This window comes from Kitasatospora sp. NPDC058048 (assembly GCF_042885555.1).
Taxonomy (GTDB): Bacteria; Actinomycetota; Actinomycetes; order Streptomycetales; family Streptomycetaceae; genus Kitasatospora; species Kitasatospora lactacystinica.
This window is the reverse complement of sequence record NZ_JBHVRT010000001.1, coordinates 237705-261480: the sequence shown is the minus strand read 5'-3', so window position 1 is coordinate 261480 and position 23776 is coordinate 237705. Positions and strand designations below refer to the sequence as shown.

The window sequence follows — 23776 nt, the reverse complement described above, 5'->3', positions numbered from 1 at the left end:
GGCCACCGGAGACTGCTGTCCAAGGCGACGCTGCTGTCCAAGGGGGCGCTGGTGTCCACGCCCCCTGCCCCCGCCACCCGGCTCTTCGCCTTCGAGGCGTTGAGCACCCTGCTGTTCGCGGTGCCCATGCTGACGGTCACCGCGTCAGACCGTCCCAGAGTGCCCGAATGGGCCCAGTTACTGGGGCTCGCCCTGCTCCTCACGATGATCGCGGCGCTCGTGCACGCGTGTCGGCTGACCACCGCCGAAGGGCTGAGACTGATCACCGGTGGGGCCGCCGGGCAGGGCGAGAGGGCAGCCAGGCAGCTGCACCAACAGTCCAGAGCGGAGCGGCGGTTGGGGTGGCTGCTGGTGCTTTATCCGGCCGTGCTGGCGATCCTGCTGCCTGTCCCCGACACCTGGGTGCGTTTCTGGTTCTGGTCCACGGTGCTGCTCAGCCTGTCCGCGATGCTCTCGCTCGGCCTGCTGCTGCGCGGCGCGGGCCACGCGGACTGCCGGCGAGGAGGACTGCTGAAGACCGCGGGCCCGTAGCACCGGACGCCCGGGCCCGCGCGGGGCCGAATCCTTGACGAGGTTTCCGTTCTCGACCCGCGGCTGTCGCAGCGGGTCGAGCCCCGTTCGCGCTTCGGGGTGTCCCTGCGCGGGCGGGAGACGGGCCGGACGGACGGCAGCCGCGCGGGCGGCGGTCACAGGCAGCGGAGCAGGGCCGGACGGTCCCTCGTGCGGACGGCGGGGAGCCAGGCGGTGGTGGGTCCTGGCAGGCGGACGCGGTACCAGAGGGTGGAGACGAGGTCCTCCTCGTTGATGACGGGGAGGCCGGTCGGGAGTTGGCAGTCGGCGTCGAGGGTGTCGTTGTGCCAGACCCGCACGGGGACGACGTTGTCGGCGGTGTAGGGGCGCAGAGGGTCGACGGCGAGGCCGAGGCTGCACTGGGGGTCGCGGTCGGTGCGGTCCTGACAGCCGCGTTCGGTGTTGAAGACCCGGATGTGGGCGGGTTGTCCGGACGGTCCCGGGTGCGGCCAGAGGGCAGTGCCGGTGACGGCGACCGTGGCGCAGGAGGCCAGGGCCAGCAGGGCGGTGCGAGGGCGCGGGGTCGGGCGGCGCGCGCGCCGGCCGGGGCGGTGGGCGCGGATGCGGGCGAGCAGGCTCTCCGCGGTGTGCGGGGCGCGAGCGGCGTGGGTGGGGGCGAGACAGTCGGCGGCCAGGGCGCGCCAGAACGGGGGGACGGCGGCGGCCAGCCGCAGGGCGGCGCGGCCTTCCGCGTACTGCTGGGTGGTGGCGCAGCGGGCGGCGGAGGTGGCGCCGGGGAACGGCCGGCTGCCGGCGGCGAAGACCTCGTGGATCACGATGCCGAGCGCCCAGATGTCGGCGGTGGTGCGAATTCTGACGCCGTGTTCGCCGAGCGGTTCCTTCCAGCGCTCCGGCGGGAGGTAGTCGGGGGTGCCCATCGGGGAGCCGTGGCCGTGGGAGCCGGTGAGTTCGATGGCGAGGCCGAAGTCGGAGAGGCGGACCTCTCCGTCCGCGCCGATGAGGACGTTCTCCGGCTTGAGGTCGGTGTGGACCCAGCCGGAGCGGTGCAGGTGGGCCAGGCCCTCGCAGATGCCGGTGACGATCCTGGCGCCGTCGGCCTCGTCGATGCCGATGGCGAGCAGGTCGCGCAGGGTGCACCGGGCGCGTTCCATGACCAGGACGATCGCGCCGTCGAGCGAGGGCTGGTCGGGGGCGGCCAGGACGATGGCGTCGAGCAGCCGCACCAGCCGGGGGTGCGGGGCGGTACGGCCCAACTCGGCTTCGCGCCGGGCGGCTTCGGCGACCTGGCGGGCCTGGCGGGGCGCGAGTCCGGCGGTCAGCAGCACCTTGAGGGCGACCGTGTCATCCGCCCCGCCCCCGCCGTCGGCCCGGTGGGCGGCGTACACCGTTGCCCAGCCGCCCTCGCCGATCAGCCCGGTGACGGTCCACTCCCCGACCCGGTGGCCGGTCGGCAGGAGTTCCTCGCCGTCCCCGGGGAAGGCCGGGTTCTGCGGCACAGCCGGCCCCCCTACCGTCCGGACCGGCCGGGGCCGGGGTCCGGCAGGAGCACGAGGTGCTCCTCGCGGACGATGCCGAACTTCAGGGCGAGCCCCACCACGGCCTCGCGTTTGCCGCTGCGGCGGTCCGCGCGGTCGTCGTCGGGCAGGTCGACGCGGAGCTTCTCGGCGGCGAGGTAGTCGAGGTGGGAGCTGACCGCGCGGGCGGTGAGACGGGCACAGGAGGGGTGGCCCTGCAACCGCGCGACCACCTGCGGGGTGGTGGGCACGGTGGCGAGGGAGCGGTCGCGCAGCCATGGTTCGCAGAGTGCGACCAGGACCAGGAAGTAGGTGGCGGTCTCGTCCAGCGAGTACGCGGTCATGGTGCGGCTCTCCCAGGAGCCGCCGCGGGCGTCCAGGTCCAGGTAGACGTGGTCGGGCGCGAACACCTGGAAGGACAGCGGGGTTTCCCGCCGGGAGGGCAGCACCACCCGGGAGAACTCGAAGGGGATCGGCGCGCCGACCCGCCGTGGCGGCACCCGCAGGTACTCGCCGGCGCCCTCCGGGTTCTCCACCAGGTAGGCGTGGGAGTCGCTGAGGTTGCTCAACTGCCAGTGGTCGTCGGTCGCGTGGATCTCACCGGCCAGCCGCGAGACCGACTCGTCGCCGAGGCGTAGCTCTACCGGCCTGTGAGCGGACCCGCGCCCGAAGCGCGCCCGCTCTCCCGGACCGAGCCGTAAGGTCGCCGTGTCGCCGCCGTTCCCCGCCGGCAGGTGGACGATAATCCCGCGCACCGCTCCTCCGTTCCGCGCACCGCTCCCCGTCCCGTGCGCCGACTCTTGCCGGACGGACGGACGGTACCTCTTCGCGTACGACAATAAACCGGAGCGGCAGGGTACTTGACAAGGTGGCAGCGGAGTGTACGGGTGTTCGGTCAGAGCATCGGCGCCCCCGGACGCAGCGGTGCCACCGGGCGGTCGCCGAAGGCGGCCCACGGTCGCCAGCCGCCGCCGGGACGGTCCTGAACGCGGGTGCGCAGCCGGCCGTCCTCGGCCACCGCGAAGACGTGCAGCCGTCCGGTGGAGTCGGCCGCGGCCGAGGGCGGCGCGGCGAGCACCAGGCCCGGCTCGCCGAAGTCCTCGCCGAAGAGGCCCGCGGGCTCCCAGGCTCCGGCGGGCGCCGACTGCCAGCGGTGGGCCAGCCGTTCGCCGCCGGGGGAGAGGGTGAAGGCCTCCAGCCGGCCGTCCGCGCCGGCGATCGTCAGTGGCGCCGCGGTGGACCAGCCGAGCAGCGGCTGCCAGGCGTCCCAGCCGCCGCTGGGCACCGACTGGCGGCGCTGGAAGGCGGCCGTGCCGGAGGGGGCGATCGCGGTGACGTTCAGCCGCCCGGTGCCGTCGCGGGCCACCCGCGGCGCGGCCCCGGCCGGCGTCCCGAAGCGTTCCCACGCGGACCAGGCGCCGCCGGCCGAGGTCTGCCAGCGGTGCAGCAGCGCCGCGCCGCCGGGCGCGAGCACGAACACCTCCAGCCGGCCGTCGGCGTTGGCGGTGACGACCGGCGGAGCGCCCACCGGGCCGCTGAAGCCCGCGTCCCAGTCGTCCCAGCCGGTCGAGCCGGGCGAGGCCTGGCGGCGGCGGGCGATCAGGGCGCCGCCGGGGGCGAGGGCGAAGACCTCCAGCCGGCCGTCGGCGTTCCGGGCGATGGCGGGGGCGGCGCCGGCCGGGCCGCCGAAGACCTCCCAGTCCGTCCAGCCGCCGTCCGTCCGCTGGACGCGGTGGTGCAGGTCGGCGCCGTCGGGGGCGAGCGAGAACACCTCCAGGCGGCCGTCGGCGTTGCGGCCCAGCACGGGCACCGCGCCGGCGGGCGTCCCGAACTCCTCCCAGTCCGACCAGATGTCGGAGTCCGGGTCGGTCTGGACACGGCGCAGCATCGACCGGTCGGCCGCGTCGAGGGCGAACACGTTCAGCCGGCCCCGGACGTCCGGGGCGGCGACCGGGTTGTCCGGGCTCTGCCAGGGTGGCGGGGTGGACCGCCAGTCCAGCGGGGCCAGGTACAGGCCGCGCCGGAACCAGCCGGCGGCGCTCGCCCACCACTGCCGCCCGTCGGTGACCACCTCCACGGCGTGGCCCGGCACATGGCCGGCGCGGCCGTCGAGGGAGAAGCGGAACGGGTCGCGGGAGGCGAGGACGTCGGTGCCCTCGTAGCCGTTGCGCGGTCCGAGGAACAGGTAGTACCAGCCGTCCCGGGCCACCACGAAGGGCGACTCGGTGATCGAGACGCCGTCCGCGGCGGTGGCCGCGTCGGCGAAGGCGACGCCGGGCTCGCTCCAGGTCAGCAGCTCGGTGGAGCGCCGGTAGCAGACCTGGTGCTGCCCGCCGGGGGCGGACAGTTCGGTGTAGTACATCACCCACTGGTCGCCGATCCGCAGCACCATCGGATCGCGGGCGGCGGTCCCGCGGAACAGCGGCCCGGACGGCAGCCTGGTCCAGGTGGACAGGTCGGTGGAGGTCGCGGCGTTGATCGCCGCCCCTGCGCGCCCGCCCGCCGCGTAGAACATCCAGTGGACGCCGCCCGACTCGACGACGTGCGGGGCCCACAGGTGCTCCTCGCCGAAGTAGGACGGGTCGACGGTCAGCGCGTCCGGGTGGCTGCTCCACGGCCCGGCGGGGGAGGACGCCGAGGCGTGCGCGAGCGAGACCTCGGCGGCGCTGTCGGGCGCCTGCCCGGGCGGTGCGCTGTCGCCGACGATGCTGAACAGGTGCCATCGGCCGCCGGCCCGGACCAGGGTGTGGTCGTTGAGGTAGCGGCGGTGCGTGGCGGAGGGGTCGTAGACCTGCTCGAACGGGCCGGCGCCGACCCACAGGTGGGGCGGTTCGGCAGCGCCGGCGGATGCCGCTGAGGCGGTACGGCCCGGGAGCGGGAGCACGAGTGCTCCCGCTCCGGCCGCCCGCAGCAGGCCGCGCCTGCTGATCGGGTGCATTGCTGTGCTCCAGGGGGTTACCGGCGTGGTCAGCCGACGGCGGGTCCGTGGGTGGTGTTCAGCCAGGCCCATTCGGACCAGGTGGAGAAGCCGGTCTGCCACTTGTGGTGGACCCCGTCGGTGTTGGAGCCGAACACCTCGATCCGGCCGTCGGCGTTGTTCGCCGCGCCGATCTCGGTGCCGCCGGTGCCGAAGGTGTCCCACTGGCCGTACGGGGCGTTCAGGCCGGTCTGCCAGATGTGCTGTGCGGTGCTGCCGTTGATGGCGAACACCTCCACCCGGCCGTCCGGCGAACGTCCACTGGTGAGCCGGGAGTCGGCGGGGCCGCCGGTGGCCTCCCAGCCGGACCAACTGGTGGGGTCGGTCTGGTACTTGTGGTAGACGCCGGCGGGTCCGGAGGCGAAGACCTCCAGGCGGCCGTCCTGGTTGTGGCTGACGGTGAGGTCGTGGCCTCCGGTGCCGAAGTCGTCCCAGGTGGACCAGGTGCCGTTGACGGCGGTCTGCCACTGGTGCTGGAAGGTGGTGCCGTTGAGGGCGAACACTTCCAGGCGGCCGTCGGGGGCCTTGCCGAGTTCGATCTCGCTGTTGGCGGGGCCTCCGCCGGTGGCCTCCCAGCCGGACCAGCCGCTGTTGGGCGCGGTCTGGTAGCGGTGGAAGACGCCGACCGGGCCGGAGGCGAAGACTTCGAGGCGGCCGTCCTGGTTCGTGCCGACGGCGATGTCGTGGCCTCCGGTGCCGAAGTCCTCCCAGCCGGACCAGGCCCCGGAGGGCTGGAGCTGGTAGCGGTGCTGGAGCGTGGAGCCGTTGATCGCGAACATCTCCAGGCGGCCGTCGGCGTTGGGGCCGATGGCGAGTTCCGCGCCGGCGGGGCCGCCGAGGTCCTCCCACTCCGACCAGCCGCCGTTGATCGCGGTCTGCCAGGCGTGCGAGACGCCGTTCGCGCCGGCCGCGAACACTTCGAGCCGTCCGCCCGCGGACCGGGCCGAGACCACCCGGCCGGACTCCGCCGGATACTCCAGCGGCGCGGGGCCGGGTTCGTGGTGGCCGAGCCGGTCCACGGCGGCCCGCGCCTCGTCCATGTGCCGCAGGTGTGCGCCCGCGCTGTAGGTCGACCACTGGTGCCAGTCGAGGCCGCCGTTGGAGATCTTGTAGGCCGCGTCGGCGTTGCACTGGGCGTCGTAGGCGCACGCGTCGGAGACCTCGCTGTGCCAGTGGTCGTTGATCTCCCACAGGCCGCGGTCGGTGGAGGTGTCCGGGGTGTTGCCCTGGGTGTTGGAGGCCAGCGGGTTGCAGCTGGACTCGGCGAGGCCGACGGCGATCGCGGTCACCAGGGCTTCGCCCCGGAAGCCCGCCCGGTAGCCGACCTCGGCGCACAGGTCGCTGCCGGTGGCGGCCGGCGCGGACGGGGCGGCGACCACCAGGCCCGCCGTCACGGCCAGCGCGGCGAGCGCGGACAGCAGGGTGCGTTGCGCTCCGGTCACGTGAGGGCTCCTCGGCCGACGGCGGGTCCGTGGGTGGTGTTCAGCCAGGCCCATTCGGACCAGGTGGAGAAGCCGGTCTGCCACTTGTGGTGGACCCCGTCGGTGTTGGAGCCGAAGACCTCGATCCGGCCGTCGGCGTTGGTGGCGGCGCCGATCTCGGTGCCGCCGGTGCCGAAGGTGTCCCACTGGCCGTACGGGGCGTTGAGGCCGGTCTGCCAGATGTGCTGCGCCGTACTGCCGTTGATGGCGAACACCTCGACCCGGCCGTCTGCGGTCTGCTGGCTGGTGAGCCGGGAGTCGGCCGGGCCTCCGGTCGCTTCCCAGCCGGACCAACTGGTGGGGTCGGTCTGGTACTTGTGGTAGACGCCGGCGGGTCCGGAGGCGAAGACCTCCAGGCGGCCGTCCTGGTTGTGGCTGACGGTGAGGTCGTGGCCTCCGGTGCCGAAGTCGTCCCAGGTGGACCAGGTGCCGTTGACGGCGGTCTGCCACTGGTGCTGGAAGGTGGTGCCGTTGAGGGCGAACACTTCCAGGCGGCCGTCGGGGGCCTTGCCGAGTTCGATCTCGCTGTTGGCGGGGCCTCCGCCGGTGGCCTCCCAGCCGGACCAGCCGCTGTTGGGCGCGGTCTGGTAGCGGTGGAAGACGCCGACCGGGCCGGAGGCGAAGACTTCGAGGCGGCCGTCGGCGTTGGGGCCGACGGCGATGTCGTGGCCTCCGGTGCCGAAGTCCTCCCAGCCGGACCAGGCCCCGGAGGGCTGGAGCTGGTAGCGGTGCTGGAGGGTGGAGCCGTTGATCGCGAACATCTCCAGGCGGCCGTCGGCGTTGGGGCCGATGGCGAGTTCCGCGCCGGCGGGGCCGCCGAGGTCCTCCCACTCCGACCAGCCGCCGTTGATCGCGGTCTGCCAGGCGTGCGAGACGCCGTTCGCGCCGGCCGCGAACACTTCGAGGCGTCCGTCCGCGGACCGGGCCGAGACCACCCGGCCGGACTCCGCCGGATACACCAGCGGCGCGGGGCGGGGACCGCTTCCGGGGACACAGGGCACGGTGACGCCGCGCTCCGCGAGATAGGGCTCCGGGTCCGTGCGCATGGACGCGTTCGGATCGGCCCAGACCCGCAGGTGCAGGTGCGGGCCCGTGGAGTTGCCCTCGCTGCCCATCAGCGCGATCTGCTGGCCGGCCGTCACGTCGTCGCCCTCGAAGACGTCCCGCCGCTGCATGTGCCCGTACTCGGTGATGGTCCCGTCCGGGTGCAGGATGCGGATCCACTGGCCGTAGTCGGGCGTCGTGCCGGAGAGGACGACCCTGCCGTCGCCGGCCGCGTAGATCGGGGTGCCGTAGTCGTTGGCGATGTCGATGCCGTTGTGCTCCTGGGAGTAGTGCTGGGAGATGTGACCGCGGGCCGGGCAGGCCGCCGCGAAACCGGCGGCCGGGGCGGGAGCGGCCGCGGCGGGAACGGCCGGCACGGTGAGCGGCAGCAGCAGGGCGGCCGCGGCCAGGGCCGACCGCGAAGTGAGGGAGACCATCGGAGCGCCCCTCACGCCTTGCGGAGGCGGCCGATGATGCCGTCGATGTCGCGCTGCATCATGTCCGGGCGGATGAAGTGGCCGCCCGACTCCTCGTGGGCCTCGTACGGGATGCCGGCGCCGTCGAGCAGGGCGCGGAACTCCCGCTGACCGGCCAGCACTTCGGTCTCGTTGAAAGTGTCGAAGGGGTTGGTCGGGTCGGGGCTGGTACCGGCGACCAGGAAGATCCGCTTGTTGCGGTAGCTCTCCAGGCGCTCGACCGGGTTGTCGGCGGTCACCCTGGCCTGGTCCCACAGCGGCATGCCGTAGATGCTGCCGCCGGCCAGGTCCTGCACGGCGGAGGAGACGTTGGCCCAGTGCGCGAGCGCGCCGCTGTGGAGCCGCAGGCTGGCCGGGCCGGAGTGGGCGCTGACCGAGGCGAAGTGGCCCCAGTACTTGGCGGCGTACTTCAGGGCGCCGAAACCGCCCATGGAGAAGCCGGAGACGGCGCGGCCCTCGGGCTCGGCGAAGGTGCGGAAGTTGGCGTCGACCCAGGGGATCAGCTGGTTGATGTGGAAGGACTCCCAGTTGCGGGGGCCGACGTTGGTGCTGACCGGGTTGGAGTACCAGCCGGCCTGCCCGCCGTCGGGCATCACGACGATCAGCGGCTTGCCGATGGTCCAGTCGCGGACGCCCCGGCGGTCGAACTCGATGAAGTCCTGGAGGCCGCCGTGCAGCAGGTAGAGGACCGGGTAGGTGCGGCCGCTGGTGTGGTAGTCGTCGGGAAGCAGCACGTTGACGGCCGGCTCCCAGCCGATCTCGGCGGTCCGGAAACGGTAGTACCACATCCGGGCGTCGCCCTCGTTGCGGTCGGAGATGTGCAGGCCGAAGCCGTCGTCGGCCGCGCGAGCGGCAGAGGCAGTCGCGAGGACGCCCGCGCCGCCGAGCGCCAGCGCGGCGCCGAGCCCGCCGGCGGACTTGAGGATGCTCCTGCGGGTGGGGTGGTTCGCGGTCACCGTGACCTCCTGAAGACGCGTGACGGCGGCCCGTCCGGACCGCCGGATTTCCGACGGTTCGGACGGTAGCGACGCGCCGCGGGGCACGGAACCCGGAACCATACGGACTGACAGCGACGGCTCCGGGCATGGAGACTGAGGGGCTGTCGTCCGGACTCGAGGACCGTGTTCCCGTCCGGTCATATTGGTGAATCGACCCAGGTCATCCCACCCGAGTTGGTGGATGCGGCACTGGAGTGAGACCGGAGCGCGCGAGTGACGACTTCGGTGCTCCTCGGCCCGCGGTGGGGTCGACGGCGGAGTAGATCTCCGCCGGTCCGAACGAGTCCTGCTCCAGCAGGTCGGCGGCGGCGAGCTGGACGGGGAGCTGTGCGGCATGGGCGGGGTCGGCCACGGCGCCCACGCCCAGGGCGAGTTCATCTACCCCGATGCCGTGCCCACCCAGACCGCCCTGGTCGCCGGCATGCTGGGCCGCCTTGCCGACCCGGGGCGGACGGGTTCACACGGATGGGTGGCTGCACACGCTCGGTCGCACCGGAACGAACTTTTCTCAAGACCCCTTCTGTTGAGGAGATCTCGTGAAACGACTGCTCCAAGCCGCCGGCCTGGCCGCCACCGCGGTGGCGCTGTGCCTGACCACCGTCACCAACGCCAGTGCCGCCACCGGCACGCTCCGGATCGGCTTCGACACGTTCAAGAACCCTTCGCCGGGTTGCGCAGCCGCTGGCTGCGTTTTGTCCTCATCGCCGGGGCGGAACCAGCAACCATCCGGTCACAGCACCAACGGCTCACGGCCCAGTAGAGTCAGGGTCGGCATGCAGGGACAGGACCGCGACGTCGCCGCCGAAGCCCACCACGAGCGAGCCTTCCGGGGTCACGGTCAGCGCATGGACTGGCGCGGGAAACACCAGCTCCCGGCCGATCTGCCGCCCGGCGGCCAGCTCCCACAGGCACACCGTTCCATCCGAACCACCGGTGACGACCCGGAGTTCTCCACCGATCACCGCGGTCACCACCGCGGACACGGTGCCTTCGTGGCCGACCAGCCTGCCGACTTCCCGTCCCATGACCAGGTCCCACACGCGCACGGTGGCGTCGTAACCTGCCGTGATCGCGTGGGCTCTGCCGCCGACGACCGCTGTCGCGACCGCCCACGCCTCGCCGTCGTGGCCCGGCAGGGGCTCCCCGACCGGTTGTCCGGTGGTCAGGTCCCACTGCCAGACCTTGCCACCGCTCGTACAGCCCACCGCATGGGGCCTGTCATCGATCACCAGCGTGTCGATGGCCATCAGGAAGTCGTCGTGTCCGGTGAGTTCGCCGACCTGTTCCCCACTGGCCAGATCCCAGACCCGCACGGACACGTCGTCGTCGCTGGCGAGCGCACACGGTCGCCCCTGGACGACAGCCGTGCCCAGACACCACACCTCACCGTTGATCCCCGGCAGCTCGCCCGTCTGCTGGCGGGTGGCCAGGTCCCACGCGAGTACCGCCCAGTCGCTGGCCGTGACGACGCACGGCCGACCGTCCACGACCTCCGTCGCCACCGCCCACACTCTGCCGTTGGAGTCGCTCATGGGCCCGCCGACCGGTTGGCCGGTCTCAAGGTCCCGCACCCGGACCGTCTGGTCCTTGCTGCCGGTGACCACGACGTGGCGGCCGTCCGAGAAGGTTGTCACCACCGCGTCAACACCGCCGGTGTGACCGGACGGGTTCATCTGGAAGTGCGGGTCACTCTGCGCGCCGGTGGACCACAGCACCTGCCATGGCTCGGTGTCGACATCCTCCACTGACACGGCGGCAATCCGTGCCGACAACTCCCGGTCCCCGTACCGAGCCGCGTCCAGGGCCAGCAGCTGCCGCCGCACCCACGGTGGCACGTCCCGGTGTACGTCCACCGACGCCCGGTAGACCGCAGCCATCAGTCGCGCATCGGAATCCGCATCGGAAGCCAGCAACCCCAGAACCCGCTCCGGATCAGCGTTCACCAGCCATGGCAGGTCCGTCCACCACCCTTCCGCCCCCGACGGATCCGAAGCCGAAGCGGTCATATGAACGTCGTCACTCATGGCCGAAACCCTAGTGATGCGGCCGGACAGGTCCGCCAGGTTGGATCAAGCTGCGCTCTTGAGAGGCCGTCCGCCCCAGCGGATGCCGTTCTCGCTTCGGATGCGGGCGCGTTCTTTGCGTTCGGCGGCGAGGACGTCGCGGTGGCCGGCGTTGGCGTTGCGCCAGCGCAGGTAGGCGTGCAGGGCCCGGGTCTGCACGGTGTGGTTGGGGTGGTTGGAGTTGGCGATGGTGAACTGCCTCAGCGGCCCGACGAGCTGCAGGCAAAGGCCGAAGCAACCGGTCGCGACACCCCGTGACCAGACCGCGCAGTGTCCCGCACACGACCGTACTTAACAGGCCACCCATGTCGTGGCGACGGTGACGGTGACGGTGACGAGCTCCTCGCGTTCCTCCGCGCGACCCTGGCCGAGTGACGGAGGAACAACCACCGATACTCGCGGAACGCCCTCGCATCACTTCTGGTAGCAGCACCCGCCGTACTCGTCGCAGTCGTATGCGAAGCCGTCGTCGGCGCGGTGGGTGCGGCTCAGCTCTTGGTCGTCCACGGGGCAGATCGGGGTGAACGACGGATTGACCTGTAGGAACGTCGAATCCTTCAGGGAGAACACAGAATTGACGACATCGAGGCCGTGCTCGCGAATCCCTTGCTGAATGAAGTCGAATGCGTCGTGGGCGTGGCCGCAGGTGCACGTGATCGGGGCACATTTGAAGTTCGCGACCCCGATGCCCAGCTCCACTCGAATCCTTTTGGTTTCCTCAGGGGATATCGGGCGGAGCCCCCGTGCGGCGAATCCGCTCCGGAGTCCAGAACCGCTCCGTGATGACAGCGGCCTGGGCGCGGGTCAGGTAGAACGAAGCCGAGACGCCACCCGCGATCGTGGCGATGACGATGTCCGTGACGGCTTCGTCGTCCGCTGAAGTCACCACCTTCCGGCGGCGCGACTACCTTGTCGATTTCCGCTGGCAGCTGCATGGCGCCCACTTCTTGAATTTCTGCGATTCACCTGCCCTGCGGAGGTGCCTCTTATCAGTGTGCGACGTTCCGTGACCGCTCGGCAACCGGACCGGAGAGCCACCGTGATCGGCAGGATTTCCGGTTAATGGGTTGCAGATCTCCGGGATGGGGTGTCGGATCCCGGCTATGACGATAGTGCTGGGAACGCCGACCGCAGGCGGGGTGCGCGAGGCCATGGGCGCGCTGCGGGGGTGGCAGGACGACGGAGCGCCGATGCAGCTGCACGCGGGGGACATCGGCTGGAACCATCGGCTCGGAACGGCTGAGACGGCCGCGGCGGTTCGGACCTGGAGCCGGGGCGGACGGATCCTCGCGGTCGGGATGCTGGACTCGCCGACGGTGTTGCGGATGACGGTCGCTCCCGACGCGTTCCAGGACGAGGACTTGGCGCGGCGGCTCGTCGAGGACAATTCGCTGCCTGACCGCGGCGTGCTGCCGGAAGGAACGGTGTCCGTCGAGGCGCCGCCGGGCCTGCTGCTTCACGACCTGCTGACCGAGGACGGCTGGGGCGTCGACGAGCCGTGGACGCCGCTCTTCCGCGACCTCGCGGAAGCGGTGGAGGAGCCCGGCGCGCGGATCAGGGCGATCGGCCCGGAGCAGGCGCAGGACTTCGCCGACGTTCTGCGGTCGGCGTTCAACACCTCGCGGCCCACGCGCGCGTACTGGCACGCGATGTCGGCGGGGCCGTTCTTTGCCGACGCCCGCTGCCTGGGCGCCTACGACGACCACGGCCACCCGGCGGCGGTGGTGACGGTCTGGTCCGCCGGCCCGGGGAAGCCGGGACTGGTCGAGCCGATGGGCGTCCACGAGGACCACCGCGGTCGCGGGTACGGTCGGGCGATCACCGTCGCCGGGGCGGCCGCGCTGCGGGAGATGGGCTCGTCGAGCGTTCGGGTGTGCACCCCGAGCTCCAACGCCGGTGCCGTCGCCACCTACAGCGCGGCCGGGTTCGAGGCGAGGCCGGAGATCGGCGACCGGATCCGCAAGGCCTGACGCCGGTACAGCCCGGGCCGGAGTCGGTTCGGTGCGGCTGGTGACCGGGCGCCGACCCGGCCGGGCGCCGACCCGGTCGGGCCGGTACCGCCGATGGCTGGTACCGGCCCGGTCGAGGCGGTTGTGCACCTGCCGGCCGGCGCCGTCACGGAAGGCACGGGCCGGGGCCCAGGCCGTCCTGACGAGTGGTGTGTCGGTCGGCACTGCCTACCGTCCACCGGTCCGGCCCGTGGCTAGCGCAGGTGCAGGGCGAAGAATCCGGCCGCGTCCTCCCCGGCGAACTGCGGGACGCCCGTGTGCCCGCCCATGTTGGCGTGCAGCGTCTTCTCCTGGGAGCCGAAGGCGTCGAAGAGGTCCAGGGACGCCTGCCGGTCGTTCCCCTCGTCGTCCCACTGCAGCAGGACGTGCAGCGGAACGGTGACCCGGCGGGCCTCCTCGAACATGGCGCGGGGCACGAAGCTCCCGGCGAAGAGGCCGGCGGCCACGATGCGCGGTTCGACCACCGCCAGCCGGATGCCGATGGAGATGATTCCCCCCGAGTACCCGACCGGGCCGCCGATCCCGGGCAGCGCGAGAAGGGCGTCCAGGGCGGCCCGCCATTCCGGGACGGCCCGGTCGACGAGCGGGAGGATGAGGGCGTCGATGATCTCGTCACTGACCGGCTCACCGGCGGCCATGGCCTGCCGCAGGTCGGCTCGGGCCTGTTCGGCCGCGTCCCAGCGGGGCCGGTCACCGCTCCCGGGCAGCTCGATGGTGGCGGCGGCGAAGCCGTCCGCCGCGCAGCGTCGGGCCCGGGCGACCAGCCGGGGGTACATCTTGTGCAGGCCGAGCGGCGGGTGGCCGAGCAGGACCAGCGGGACCGGCTCGGACGCGGAAGCGGATGCGGGCGTCCACAGGATGCCGGGGATCTCGCCGAGGGTGAACTCGCGCTCGAGGATGTCGTCGTCGAGGCGCTGTTCGGAAGTGAAGTTCATGGTCGTGCCTTTCGGGAATGCGCTGGAACGGCGCTCCCGGACGACGACCTATCGCCCGACCGTGACCCCGGAGGAGAGCACCCATGTCGATACGTTCACGGGTACCACCTCCTTGTTCTCTCGCACGGCCTCCGGCAGGTTAGCAGATCGGCGGGAGCAATGGTCGATACAGGCACTCGGCACCCGACCTGCACACGCCGGACGGGATCCGGCAGGCAGGCGAACCCGCCGATGGCATCGCCGTCCACGCCGAGTACCTGACCGTCCGTGCCACGACGAGCCGGGAGCGGGTGGAGTGCCCGGCGTGGGGTCTCGCGCGTCGCTCAATCGACGTCCGCGTCATCGGTGTCCGCGTGCTCGCCCAAGCCGAGCGCGGCGAGGACGCGGTCGACGTCCTGGTCGTCGGCTCCCTCGATGTCGATGTCGCCGTCCACGTGCAGGTCGAGATGGGCGAATCGGGGGGCCAGTTCCGTCAGAACGGTCAGCGGGTCCCGGTCGTCGTCCGTGTCCTCGATCACCAGGTCCCTGATGCCCAGGTACGCGAGCTGGGGGAGCAGCGAGCTCTCCGCGAGGACGGCGAAGTCGCCGGCCCCGTCGGGGTCGAAGTGCGCCTCGCTCAGGTCGAGGCTCCTGAGCAGCGGATAACTGGCGGCCTGGAGTTCCTCCAGCTGGGCGTTCGTCCCCACGACGCCGTGGATGTCATGGCCGATCTCCACCTCCAGCGAGGTGAGACCGGGTGCCGAGAACGCGAACAGGGAACCGTCCGAGAAGACGGCCCCCCGGGTCCGCAGATGGGTCAGGGTTTCGTGCTCCACATCGTCGAACAGGAAGGCGCCTTCGAGTTCCAGGGTGCGCAGTGCGGGCAGGGACCTCCACAGAGCTCGCTCCACCTCCTTGGGCACCACCGCGTCGTGCAGGTACGTCTCGGGCTCGATCCGGTTGCCCGTCGATGTCTCGTGGTGCTCGTAGAGCGTGTCGAAGTCGTGGCCGAAGTACAGGGACTCCAGGCGGGGCCACTGCCGACGGGCCAGGGCGGCCGCGGCGCGTTCGGCGGAGTGGTGGTAGTCGGTGAGGTGCAGTTCCAGGCCGGCCAGCAGGCGGCTCGCCGGGTGGGACAGCAGGACGTCGATCAGCGCCGCTTCCCACTGCTCGGGATCGGTCGGATCGAAGGCCCCGGAGAGGGGCAGTTCCGGGAGGGGCAGGTCCGCCAGGAGCCGTTCCACCAGCGCCCGGCGCTGCGGCGCGGTCTCCGCCACCAGCCGGAAGACGGCCTTGTCGATGAAGCCGCGGGACCAGGTGAACTGCCAGGAGCCGTCACCGCGCAGAGGATCGAGGCCGAGCGCACGCTCCACCTGCCCGTACACCTCGGCAAGCTCGGCCGCATCCCCGCCGCCGTTCTCCTGGAGGTGCTCCAGCCGGATCGCCTCGCCTCGTGGATCACCTGCCGCGGTGAGCGCGTCCGCGTAGGCGAGCCATGCCTCCCACTCGCCTGACACCGGTACGGCCACGTCGTCGACAAAGCGCATGTCCTTCTCCTGGTCTCGGGTACGAGGCACCCTAGGCGTCGCCACCGACACCGCCCCACCACCGATATCCGACCTCGCGGGCCGACTCGGCGTTGCGAAGCGGCCTGCCGCGGCGCGCGGTGGGTGGGGGAGCCCCGCGGTCGCCTTCTGCCACGAAGCGGTCCCGGATGATTCACGATTCGTCCACGGGCGCCGCACGGGCGAGTGAAGGTGCTGCCACTGGGGAAACACGGGCGCATCGGAGTGGTGGCTCGCGGGCCCGGGACGGGCCCGGCGTGGAAGGGGGCTGGGGATGTCACGTGGATGGACTGTCGCGGTGATCGTGGTGGCGGTGGCGGGAATCGTCTCGACGCCGGCGTTCTGGTTGATGGACGGCCCCGACGCCGGGCAGCTGGTCGGTGCGTCGGTCCAGGGCGCTTCGGGCATCGCCGCCCTGGTCTGGGCCGTTCTCCAGCAGCGGTCCGCGGCAGCGGCGTCGGCTTCCGGCCGGGTCCGCACGGCCGTCCGCACCGGCGCGGCCGAGGCGAGTGAGGGCGGAGTGGCCAGCACCGGCGTGCGCGACCCCGGGGGTGCGGGCGGCGGGAGCTTCCGGGCGGATCGGACCGGGAACGCCAAGGCCACGGGCCAGGGGAGCAAGGCCGTCACCGGCGTCGACAACAGCTGAACCGCGCGACCACCGGACGGGGGCCTGCCGTGAAGAAGGTCAGGGAGTGGTGGCGCGGTCGCTCGGCCGCGCCGGGGGAACCGGCGCTGCCGGAGCCCGGCGATCCGCGCCCGGGGACGGCGACACAGGTCACGGAATCCGGCGATGCGCGGGCCGAGGCCGGTGGGTTCGCCGTGACGGGTTTCCACGGGTCCGGCGGGGACGAGGTCCGCGCGTCGCTGCTCTCGCGCACCGGCAACGCGTTCGCGAACGGCGCCAACTCCGTTGCCGTCACCGGAGTCGCGTACATCACGCAGGAGCGGCGCGAGCCCGTGCCGCTGCCGCACCGGATCGATGTGCCGCCCTCCACGGCCGGCTGCTTCCAGGACCGCGGGAGGGACGACGCCGGACTCCGTGAGGCCCTCGCCAATCCGGGGACCGTCGTCCTGGTGGGGACCGGAGGGGCGGGCAAGACCCAGGTCGCGGCCGACCACGCGAACCGCCAGTGGCGGGACGGCCGGGTGGACCTGCAGGTCTGGGTGAACGCCTCGACCCGTCAGGGGGTCGTCGACGCCTACGCCTGGGCGGCGGCCGACCTGCTCGGCGCCGACCCGGGCAACAGCGAGCGGGCGGCGCAGGAGTTCCTGGCCTGGCTGCACCCCAGGCCGGACCGGTCGTGCCGGTGGCTGGTCGTGCTGGACGATCTCGCCGACCCCGAGGACCTCGTGGGTCTGTGGCCGCCGGCCGGCCCCGAATCCCAGACGCTGGTGACGACCCGGCGCCGCGACGCCGAGCTCGTCCGACGCGGGCGTCTCGTGCCCGTCGGCATGTTCACCGTCGAACAGGCCGCCGACTATCTCCACGCCACCCTGGCGCCCGCCGACCGCGGCGATGCGGCCGAGGACCTGCGGGGCCTGGCCTCCGACCTCGGTCACCTCCCGCTGGCCCTGTCCCAGGCCTCCGCCTACCTGGTCGAGGCCGCCGACATCGGCATCGCCGAGTACCGCAGCCGGCTTGCCGACCGTGCCCGCACCCTGGCCGACCTCTTCCCCGAATCCGCGCGGGCGGACGACTACCGGATCTCGGTCGCCGCCGCCTGGTCGCTGTCCGTCGAACGCGCCGACCAGCTGCACCCTCGGGGGCTGGCGCGGCCCATGCTCCAACTCGCCGCCGTGCTCGCCCCCAGCGGGATTCCGAGCGGTGTGTTCACCGGCCCGCCCGCCCTGGCCCACCTGGGGCTCCGTGCGGGCGACGGCGCCGGACCCGAACCCGCGCACGACGGCGCAGAACCCGCGTACGACGGCGCCGGACCCTCCGACGACGGCGCCGGACCCGCCGATGCGACCGCAGAACCCGCCGAGGTGACCGCCGAGCAGGCCGTCGACGCCCTGCGCACCCTGCACCGCCTGAGCCTGATCGACTTCACGCCCCGGACGCCCCACCACGCGGTCCGCGTCCACCGGCTCGTCCAGCGCGCCACCCGCGAGTCGCTCACCCCCGGCCGGCGCGACGAACTCGCCCGGACCGCGGCCGACGCGCTGCTCGCCTCCTGGCCCGGCACCGACCACGACACCGTCCTCGTGAACACGCTGCGCACCAACGCCGCCGTGCTGATCGGCCACGCCGGCGAGGCCCTGTACCGACCCGACTCCGCCCACACGCTGATCCACCAGCACGGCCGCAGCCTGGAGCAGAGCGGCCGGGCGGCGGCCGCCCGGGACCACTACCGGCAGGTGGCCGAGGACTCCGCGCGCCACCTGGGCGCGGACCACCGCGACACGCTGACCGCCCGCAGCAACCTCGCCACCTGCGAGGGTGGTTGCGGCAACACCGCAGGAGCGGTTGCCGGCCACGCCGACCTGCTCGTGGACATGCTGCGGGTCCACGGCCCCGACCACCGCCACACCCTGACCACCCGCAACAACCTCGCCCTGTGGCGGAGCCGGACCGGCGACCCCTCGGTCGCGGTCGCCGCCTACGAGGAGCTCCTCCGCGATCTGACCCGCGTGTTCGGTCCCGACCACGAGCAGGTCATGACCGTGCGCAACAACCTCGCCTACAGCCGCGGCGAGGCCGGCGACCCCACGGGCGCGGCCGCCGCGTACCAGGAACTCCTCCAGGACCTGCTGCGCCTCCTAGGCCCGGACCACCCCACCGTCCTCACGGTCCGCCACAACCTGGCCCTCTGGCGCGGCCAGTCGGGTGACGAGGCCGGAGCGCTGGCCGCGTACGAGGACCTGCTCCCCGACCTGGTGCGGCTGTTGGGCCCCGACCACCCCAACACCCTGACCACGCGTGGCAACCTCGCCCGGTGTCGCGGCTCGCTCGGCGACGCCGCGCTGGCGGCGGCCGAGTTCGACGAGCTGCTCGCGGACCGGGTCCGGATCCTCGGCCCGGACCACCCCCACACCCTGGTCGCCCGGAACGGCCTGGCCGCCTGGCGCGGGGACGCGGGGGACACCTCCGGGGCGACCGCCGAGCTGGAGGCCCTCCTTCCCGACATGCTGCGGGTGCTCGGGCCGGACGATCCCCACACGCTCGACGTCCGCGGCGAGCTCGCCCGTCGGCGGGGCGACGCCGGTGACCCCGCAGCGGCGGTCAGCGGGTTCGAGGAGCTGCTCCCGGACCAGGTGAGGGTCCTCGGCGCGGACCATCCCGACACGCTGATCACCCGGAACAACCTGGCCACGTGGCGCGGGAAGGCGGGGGAGCGGGCCGAGGCGATCGCCGCCTTCGAGGCGCTCCTCCGCGACATGCTGCGGGTCCTGGGAGCGGACCACCCCCAAACCCTCGTCGCGCGCAACAACCTCGCCGCGACGCGGCACGACGCGGGGGACGCCGCGGGTGCGGCCGCCGAGTTCGAGGAGATCCTCGCGGACCTGGTCCGGGTCAGCGGCCCCGACCACCCCGACACCCTCGCCGTCCGCAACCGGCTCGCCTGGTCGATCGGTGCCACCGGCGACGCCGCCGGGGCGGTCGCCGCCTTCGAGCGGATGGTCGACGTCCAGCTCCGGGCGCACGGTCCCGACCACCCGCACACCCTCGCCGCCCGGCACAACCTCGCCTCCTGGCGCGGGCAGGCGGGCGACGCCGAGGGCGCGGCCGCCGCCTTCGAGGAACTCCTCGCGGACCGGGCCCGGATCAGCGGCGCCGACCACCCCGGCACCCTCGCCGCCCTCCGCCACCTCGGTGCGTCCCTGGGCGCGGTCGGGGACCCCGAGGGGGCGACCGCGCGCTTCGAGGAGCTCCGCGTCAGGCTGCGGGACACCAGCGGCCCCGACCACCCCGACACCCTGACCGCCCGCAGCGACCTCGCCCACTGGCGCGGGAAGTCCGGGGACGCCGCCGGGGCGGCCGCCGCCCTGGAGGGCGTGCTGGCCGACCGGCTGCGGGTGCTGGGCCCCGACCACCCGGACACCCTCCACTCCCGTACCAACCTCGCCTACTGGCGGGTGGAGGCGGATGACCTCCGGGGTGCGGCCGCCGCCTTCGGGGAGCTCCTCGATGCGAAGTCCCGCGTGCTCGGCCCGACCCATCGCGACACCCTGACCACCCAGGGCCACCTGGCCTCGTGCCTCGGGATCGCCGGTGACCCGGCGGGCTCCGCCGCGGTCCACGAGGACCTCCACGCCAAGCTGCGGCAGCTCGACGGGCCCGACCACCCCGGCACCCTCAAGGCCTGCGAGGACCTCGCCGAAGCGCGCGGGGAGGCGGGGGACGCGGCCGGGGCCGCCGAGGCGTACCGGGAGCTCCACGCGGGCCGTATCCGGGCACTGGGGCCGGACCACCCCGACACCAGGAGCGCCCTGGCCTCCGTCGCCGTCTGGCGGCGTGGGGCCGGGGACCCGGCCGGGGCGGCCGCCGTGCTCGGAGAAGTGCTCGCCACCGAGTCGCGGGTGCTCGGTCCGGAGCATCCGCAGACCATGACGGTCCGCCACAACCTCGCGTACTGCCGGGGCGAGGCGGGGGATCCCGCGGGTGCCGCCGCAGCCCTGGAGGCCGTGCTCGCCGACCAGGCGCGGGTGCTGGGCGCGGAGCACCCCCACACCCTGGCCACCCGTGGCAGCCTCGCCCGGTGGCGGGGGAGGGCGGGCGGCGCCGCGGGGTAGCGGCGGCGCGGCTGTTGATCCCGGTGTCGACCTGGGCCTGCATCGCCGCCGCCGGGCCCCGCCGGGTCCGCATCGGGTCCGCACCCGGTCCGCACCCGGTCCGCACCGGGACATGATCAGGACTCATGATCCTTTGATCCTTGTCCCGAAGTGTCGTTGCCGTCCCGGCGTCGTTGTTCCCTACGGTGAGGCTGCGAGGACGTCCGGCGCGGACACCGGCACCGTGGCGCCGCACCTCGCCCCCGGGCCCGGGCCGGGTTCGCGAAAGGCACGTACCCATGCCGATGGACATCGTCGACGCTCAGATCCACCTCCACCTCACCATGAGCGCCGAGGAGACCCTCGCCGCCATGAACGCCCTGGGCATCCAGGGGGCGGTGATCGACGAGTTCTGGGGCTTCGAGGCTCGCACCGGCCACGGCGAGCCGGGCATCGCGCTGCCGGGGGCCCGCGCGTTCCGCGCCGTCGCGCCCGGGGCCGAGATGGCGTCGATCCGGTACCCCGAGCGCTTCTGCCACCTGCTGCGCATCCACCACCGGGACCCCGAACTCGCCTCCGGCATCAGGGCCGTGGCCGATGCGCCGCACGCCCGGGCGGTGCGGATCGTGGCACGCGAGGACGAGGACGTCAGGGAACTGGCCCGGGGCGACTACGGGCCGGTGTTCGACGCCTCCGCCGACCACGGCCTGCCCGTCTTCGCGATGACGGCGCGCAACGGGCACCTGCTGCGCCCCTACGCGAAAGCCCATCCCGACACCCCGATCGTCCTCGACCACGTCGGAATGCCGGTGAACGACGAGGAGTTCGAGGACGTCCTGCGGCTGTCCGACCAGTCGAACATCATGATCAAGTGGGGGCACGGCCCGGAGCTGTTCCACGCCGGCGACTACCCGTTCACGCCCGCGCTCGACAAACTGCTGCGCGTGCTGGACGCCTTCGGCCGCGAGCGCGTCATGTGGGCCAGCGACCACACCATGATCAGCGGCGACCACTGCTGGGCCGACGAGCTCTTCGCCCTGCGGGAGACCGACCGGCTCGGCGCCGAGGACAAGGAGTGGCTCCTCGGCGGGACGGTGCGTGCCGTCCTGGACTGGCCGCGCCCGGCGAAGCCGTGAGCGGGAGGTCGTGAGCGGGAGGCCGTGAGCGAGGCGGCCGCTCGGCGGAGGTGACGGCCGGTCGGCACGGCCGGAACCCTTCAGGAACCCTTCCGGATCCGCTCCGTCGGCCCGTCTCGGCCCCGGTCGCCGAGTGCTGTGTGAACCAGGGGGGAAGGCCCCGCTCCAGGGCGGTGAAGTCTCGGTGATCGCGACCCGGGATTCGCCCGAACCAGTCAACAACGCTGTCGGTCAGTGCTATGTTACCCGGCGGTTCGAGAGTCGGTGCGACGGCTCCGGACTGTGCGTCCCGCCACAAGTCACCACTGCCTCAGCACCGTTGACCCCGAAGGGACCCTCCACGTGACCGTGCGCAAGCTGACGCTGTCAGCCGCGGCGACAACCACCGTGCTCCTCCTCTGCGGCGCCGTCCTGACCGGAGCGGCGGCCTCACCGGCCGCCGCGAACACCACCGCAACCACCGCAACCACCGCGACCACGGCGGCGGCTTCGTCCGACCCGTCCGCCGCCCCGAGCGCGTCGGCGACGCTGGCGCCCCCGGCGTCCGGCACCGCCGCGGCCACGGTGGCGGCCCCGGCGCAGGGCAGCGCGCCGGCGACCGCCACCACCGCCCCCGTCCTCGCGCTCTCCTCCTACGACCCGGCCACCGGCACCGCCGTGCTCGCACCGGCCGCCACCGGTCCGCAGGCACCGTCCGCCCTGGCCGCGAGCCCGGACGCCGCCGCGGCGGCCGTCCGGCCCGGGCAGCTGATCGACAGCCCGCCCACCCCGGCGGCCCCGCACGGTGCGCTGGTCGCCGTCACCGATGTGCAGTCGACCGCCGACGGGAAGGTGGCCGTCTCCACCCGCCCGGCCACCCTCCCCGAACTGCTCGGCGGCACCAGCACCAGCCTGCGCAGCGCCGTCAGCCCGAGCACCTTCGACGTCCAGCCCCAGATCGGTGGCGTCCAGGTCGTCACCGACTTCGGAGCGACCTCCGGTCAGGGCTCGGTGTCCGGCAGCCTGGGACTGACCGCGAACGCCACCGTCCCTCTGCCCGACGGCAGTTCGGCGAAGCTGTCCGGCTCGGTCTCGCTCCGTCCGGCCATCGACTTCTCCTACCAGGGCGGCCTCGGCGTCATCGACCCCCAGCAGGCCCGGGTCGGCTTCACCCTGGGCGCGCACGCGGACTGGCACGTCAGCGCGAACCTCACCGCGAGCACCGGGCCGATCCGGATACCCCTGGCCAAGTACAGCGCCAGCCCCGTGGTGATGGTCGGCCCGCTGCCCGTCGTGATCAACCTGGCCTTCACCCTCTCGGCCGACATCAGCGCCGACGGCACCGTCAGCCTCGACGCCGAGCAGGCCTACGACGGCCAGTGGGGCGTCCACTCCGACTACGTCAAGGGCCCGGGCTGGACCACCACCACCGACCCCGGGAACTCCACCGTCTCCCCGCTGCGCCTCGACCTCAGGGGCACCGCCTCGGCGAAGGCCGGCCTGCTCGCCGAGGGCTCGATCGCCCTGTACGACACGGTCGGCGTGAAGGCGTCCATCGAGCCGTACCTGCGGGCCGTGGTCAACGGCTCGGTCGTCCTCGACGGCGCGAGCACCACGCCGGACGTCAACGGTTCGGCGGCCCTCTACGGCGGACTCGACATCAACGGGGCGCTGATGGCCCGGCTCGTCATCCTCGGCACCCCGATCCTGGAGTCGGACCTGCCCTTCCTGGCCTTCCACCGCGAATGGCCGATCGCCTCGGTCAGTGTCGGGCAGCCCCCGGTACGGCTGGTGGACTGGACCTCGCTCAACGCCAGCCTGTTCGACGACAACCACTCCGCCTACCTGGCGACCCGGCCGGACTGGGACCCGTACGCCCTCAAGGCCGCCTGCCCGGACGGCAGCCGGCTGATCGGGCTGAGCTACGGCGGCGACAACGGCCTCTGCACGGACGTCACGAAGGCCGGCCTGTGGGACGCCGGCCGCGCGTTCGTCGTCGACCACGGCGGCACCTACGTGACCACCGAATGGGCGTCGGGCTACGCCAAGGCCCAGTGCCCGGCCGGCTCGGTCATGACCGGGTACAGCCGCAACGGCCGGACGATGGGCGCGCTCTGCGCCAAGTCCGCCGCCCCGCTGGGTGCTTCGACCCGTACGCTCTGGTTCGAGAAGGGCGACAACCGTCCGGCCGCGGCCGGTGGCGGTGACTTCTCGTACGGCTTCGCCAAGGGCCAGTGCGCGGACGACGAGGTCGTCGCGGGCATGGCCTACAGCACGCCCTGGTGGCAGCTGTGGGCGGCGCGGCCGTCCGCGCTGCTCTGCCAGAAGCTCGCCCTCTGACAGTTGTAGGGGCAAGCACCGTTGAACCCGGCCGAC

Annotated in this window: 17 protein-coding genes and 2 pseudogenes; 7 read left to right on the top strand and 12 right to left on the bottom strand. The window is 73.0% G+C overall.

What is annotated here, in order from left to right; all coding sequences use genetic code 11:
* The first annotated feature begins 51 nt into the window (after positions 1-51).
* Positions 52-531, top strand: coding sequence for a hypothetical protein (locus ACFVVA_RS01105; RefSeq protein ID WP_387684444.1), 480 nt, complete (start codon positions 52-54; stop codon positions 529-531).
* 155 nt (positions 532-686) lie between these two features.
* Here ACFVVA_RS01105 and ACFVVA_RS01100 read toward each other — a convergent pair whose 3' ends face one another.
* The 6 genes from ACFVVA_RS01100 to ACFVVA_RS01075 form a co-directional block, all read right to left on the bottom strand.
* Positions 687-2027: a serine/threonine-protein kinase gene (locus tag ACFVVA_RS01100; RefSeq protein WP_387684442.1), complete on the bottom strand. Its 1341-nt coding sequence runs from the start codon at positions 2025-2027 to the stop codon at positions 687-689.
* Between the two features lie 11 nt (positions 2028-2038).
* Positions 2039-2800 (bottom strand): serine/threonine protein kinase, encoded by a 762-nt coding sequence (locus tag ACFVVA_RS01095; RefSeq protein ID WP_387684440.1) that lies wholly within the window; start codon positions 2798-2800, stop codon positions 2039-2041.
* Positions 2801-2940: 140 nt separating this feature from the next.
* Positions 2941-4983 (bottom strand): glycosyl hydrolase family 32, encoded by a 2043-nt coding sequence (locus ACFVVA_RS01090; protein WP_387684438.1) that lies wholly within the window; start codon positions 4981-4983, stop codon positions 2941-2943.
* A 29-nt stretch (positions 4984-5012) separates the two neighbouring features.
* Positions 5013-6464, bottom strand: coding sequence for a hypothetical protein (locus ACFVVA_RS01085; protein WP_387684436.1), 1452 nt, complete (start codon positions 6462-6464; stop codon positions 5013-5015).
* Positions 6461-7984, bottom strand: a complete 1524-nt coding sequence (locus tag ACFVVA_RS01080; RefSeq protein WP_387684434.1) for a peptidoglycan DD-metalloendopeptidase family protein — start codon at positions 7982-7984, stop codon at positions 6461-6463. The genes ACFVVA_RS01085 and ACFVVA_RS01080 overlap by 4 nt, the downstream gene beginning before the upstream one ends.
* A gap of 11 nt (positions 7985-7995) precedes the next feature.
* Positions 7996-8979 (bottom strand): alpha/beta hydrolase, encoded by a 984-nt coding sequence (locus tag ACFVVA_RS01075; protein WP_387684432.1) that lies wholly within the window; start codon positions 8977-8979, stop codon positions 7996-7998.
* Positions 8980-9346: 367 nt separating this feature from the next.
* Between ACFVVA_RS01075 and ACFVVA_RS01070 the strand changes: the two are divergent.
* Positions 9347-9472, top strand: a pseudogene (locus ACFVVA_RS01070) (M20 family peptidase); the annotation flags it as partial.
* 295 nt (positions 9473-9767) lie between these two features.
* Here the strand turns inward: ACFVVA_RS01070 and ACFVVA_RS01065 are convergent.
* From ACFVVA_RS01065 to ACFVVA_RS01050, 4 genes and pseudogenes are all read right to left on the bottom strand, one after another.
* Positions 9768-11045, bottom strand: coding sequence for a WD40 repeat domain-containing protein (locus ACFVVA_RS01065; protein ID WP_387684430.1), 1278 nt, complete (start codon positions 11043-11045; stop codon positions 9768-9770).
* 45 nt (positions 11046-11090) lie between these two features.
* Positions 11091-11294: pseudogene (locus tag ACFVVA_RS01060) on the bottom strand (IS630 family transposase); the annotation flags it as partial.
* A gap of 204 nt (positions 11295-11498) precedes the next feature.
* Positions 11499-11783, bottom strand: a complete 285-nt coding sequence (locus ACFVVA_RS01055; protein ID WP_387684428.1) for a hypothetical protein — start codon at positions 11781-11783, stop codon at positions 11499-11501.
* A gap of 19 nt (positions 11784-11802) precedes the next feature.
* Positions 11803-11970, bottom strand: coding sequence for a hypothetical protein (locus ACFVVA_RS01050; RefSeq protein ID WP_387684426.1), 168 nt, complete (start codon positions 11968-11970; stop codon positions 11803-11805).
* A gap of 217 nt (positions 11971-12187) precedes the next feature.
* On the opposite strand from ACFVVA_RS01050, the gene ACFVVA_RS01045 reads away from it, so the two are divergent.
* On the top strand, positions 12188-13054 hold the full coding sequence (locus ACFVVA_RS01045; protein ID WP_387684424.1) for a GNAT family N-acetyltransferase: 867 nt from the start codon (positions 12188-12190) through the stop codon (positions 13052-13054).
* 233 nt (positions 13055-13287) lie between these two features.
* Here the strand turns inward: ACFVVA_RS01045 and ACFVVA_RS01040 are convergent, their stop codons facing one another.
* Both ACFVVA_RS01040 and ACFVVA_RS01035 read right to left on the bottom strand, forming a co-directional pair.
* Entirely contained in the window at positions 13288-14028 is a 741-nt protein-coding gene (locus tag ACFVVA_RS01040) for an alpha/beta hydrolase (RefSeq protein WP_387684422.1), read from the bottom strand.
* Between the two features lie 323 nt (positions 14029-14351).
* Positions 14352-15554, bottom strand: coding sequence for a hypothetical protein (locus ACFVVA_RS01035; protein WP_387684420.1), 1203 nt, complete (start codon positions 15552-15554; stop codon positions 14352-14354).
* Positions 15555-15846: 292 nt separating this feature from the next.
* On the opposite strand from ACFVVA_RS01035, the gene ACFVVA_RS01030 reads away from it, so the two are divergent.
* The 4 genes from ACFVVA_RS01030 to ACFVVA_RS01015 all read left to right on the top strand — a co-directional run bounded on the left by ACFVVA_RS01030 (position 15847) and on the right by ACFVVA_RS01015 (position 23740).
* Positions 15847-16218 (top strand): hypothetical protein, encoded by a 372-nt coding sequence (locus ACFVVA_RS01030; protein WP_387684418.1) that lies wholly within the window; start codon positions 15847-15849, stop codon positions 16216-16218.
* A gap of 173 nt (positions 16219-16391) precedes the next feature.
* Positions 16392-20306 carry a tetratricopeptide repeat protein gene (locus ACFVVA_RS01025; RefSeq protein WP_387684416.1) on the top strand — a complete coding sequence of 1305 codons (3915 nt, stop codon included), beginning with the start codon at positions 16392-16394 and terminating at the stop codon, positions 20304-20306.
* A gap of 278 nt (positions 20307-20584) precedes the next feature.
* Entirely contained in the window at positions 20585-21421 is an 837-nt protein-coding gene (locus tag ACFVVA_RS01020) for an amidohydrolase family protein (protein ID WP_387684414.1), read from the top strand.
* A 342-nt stretch (positions 21422-21763) separates the two neighbouring features.
* Positions 21764-23740, top strand: a complete 1977-nt coding sequence (locus tag ACFVVA_RS01015) for a hypothetical protein (protein WP_387684412.1) — start codon at positions 21764-21766, stop codon at positions 23738-23740.
* The last annotated feature ends 36 nt before the right edge of the window (positions 23741-23776 follow it).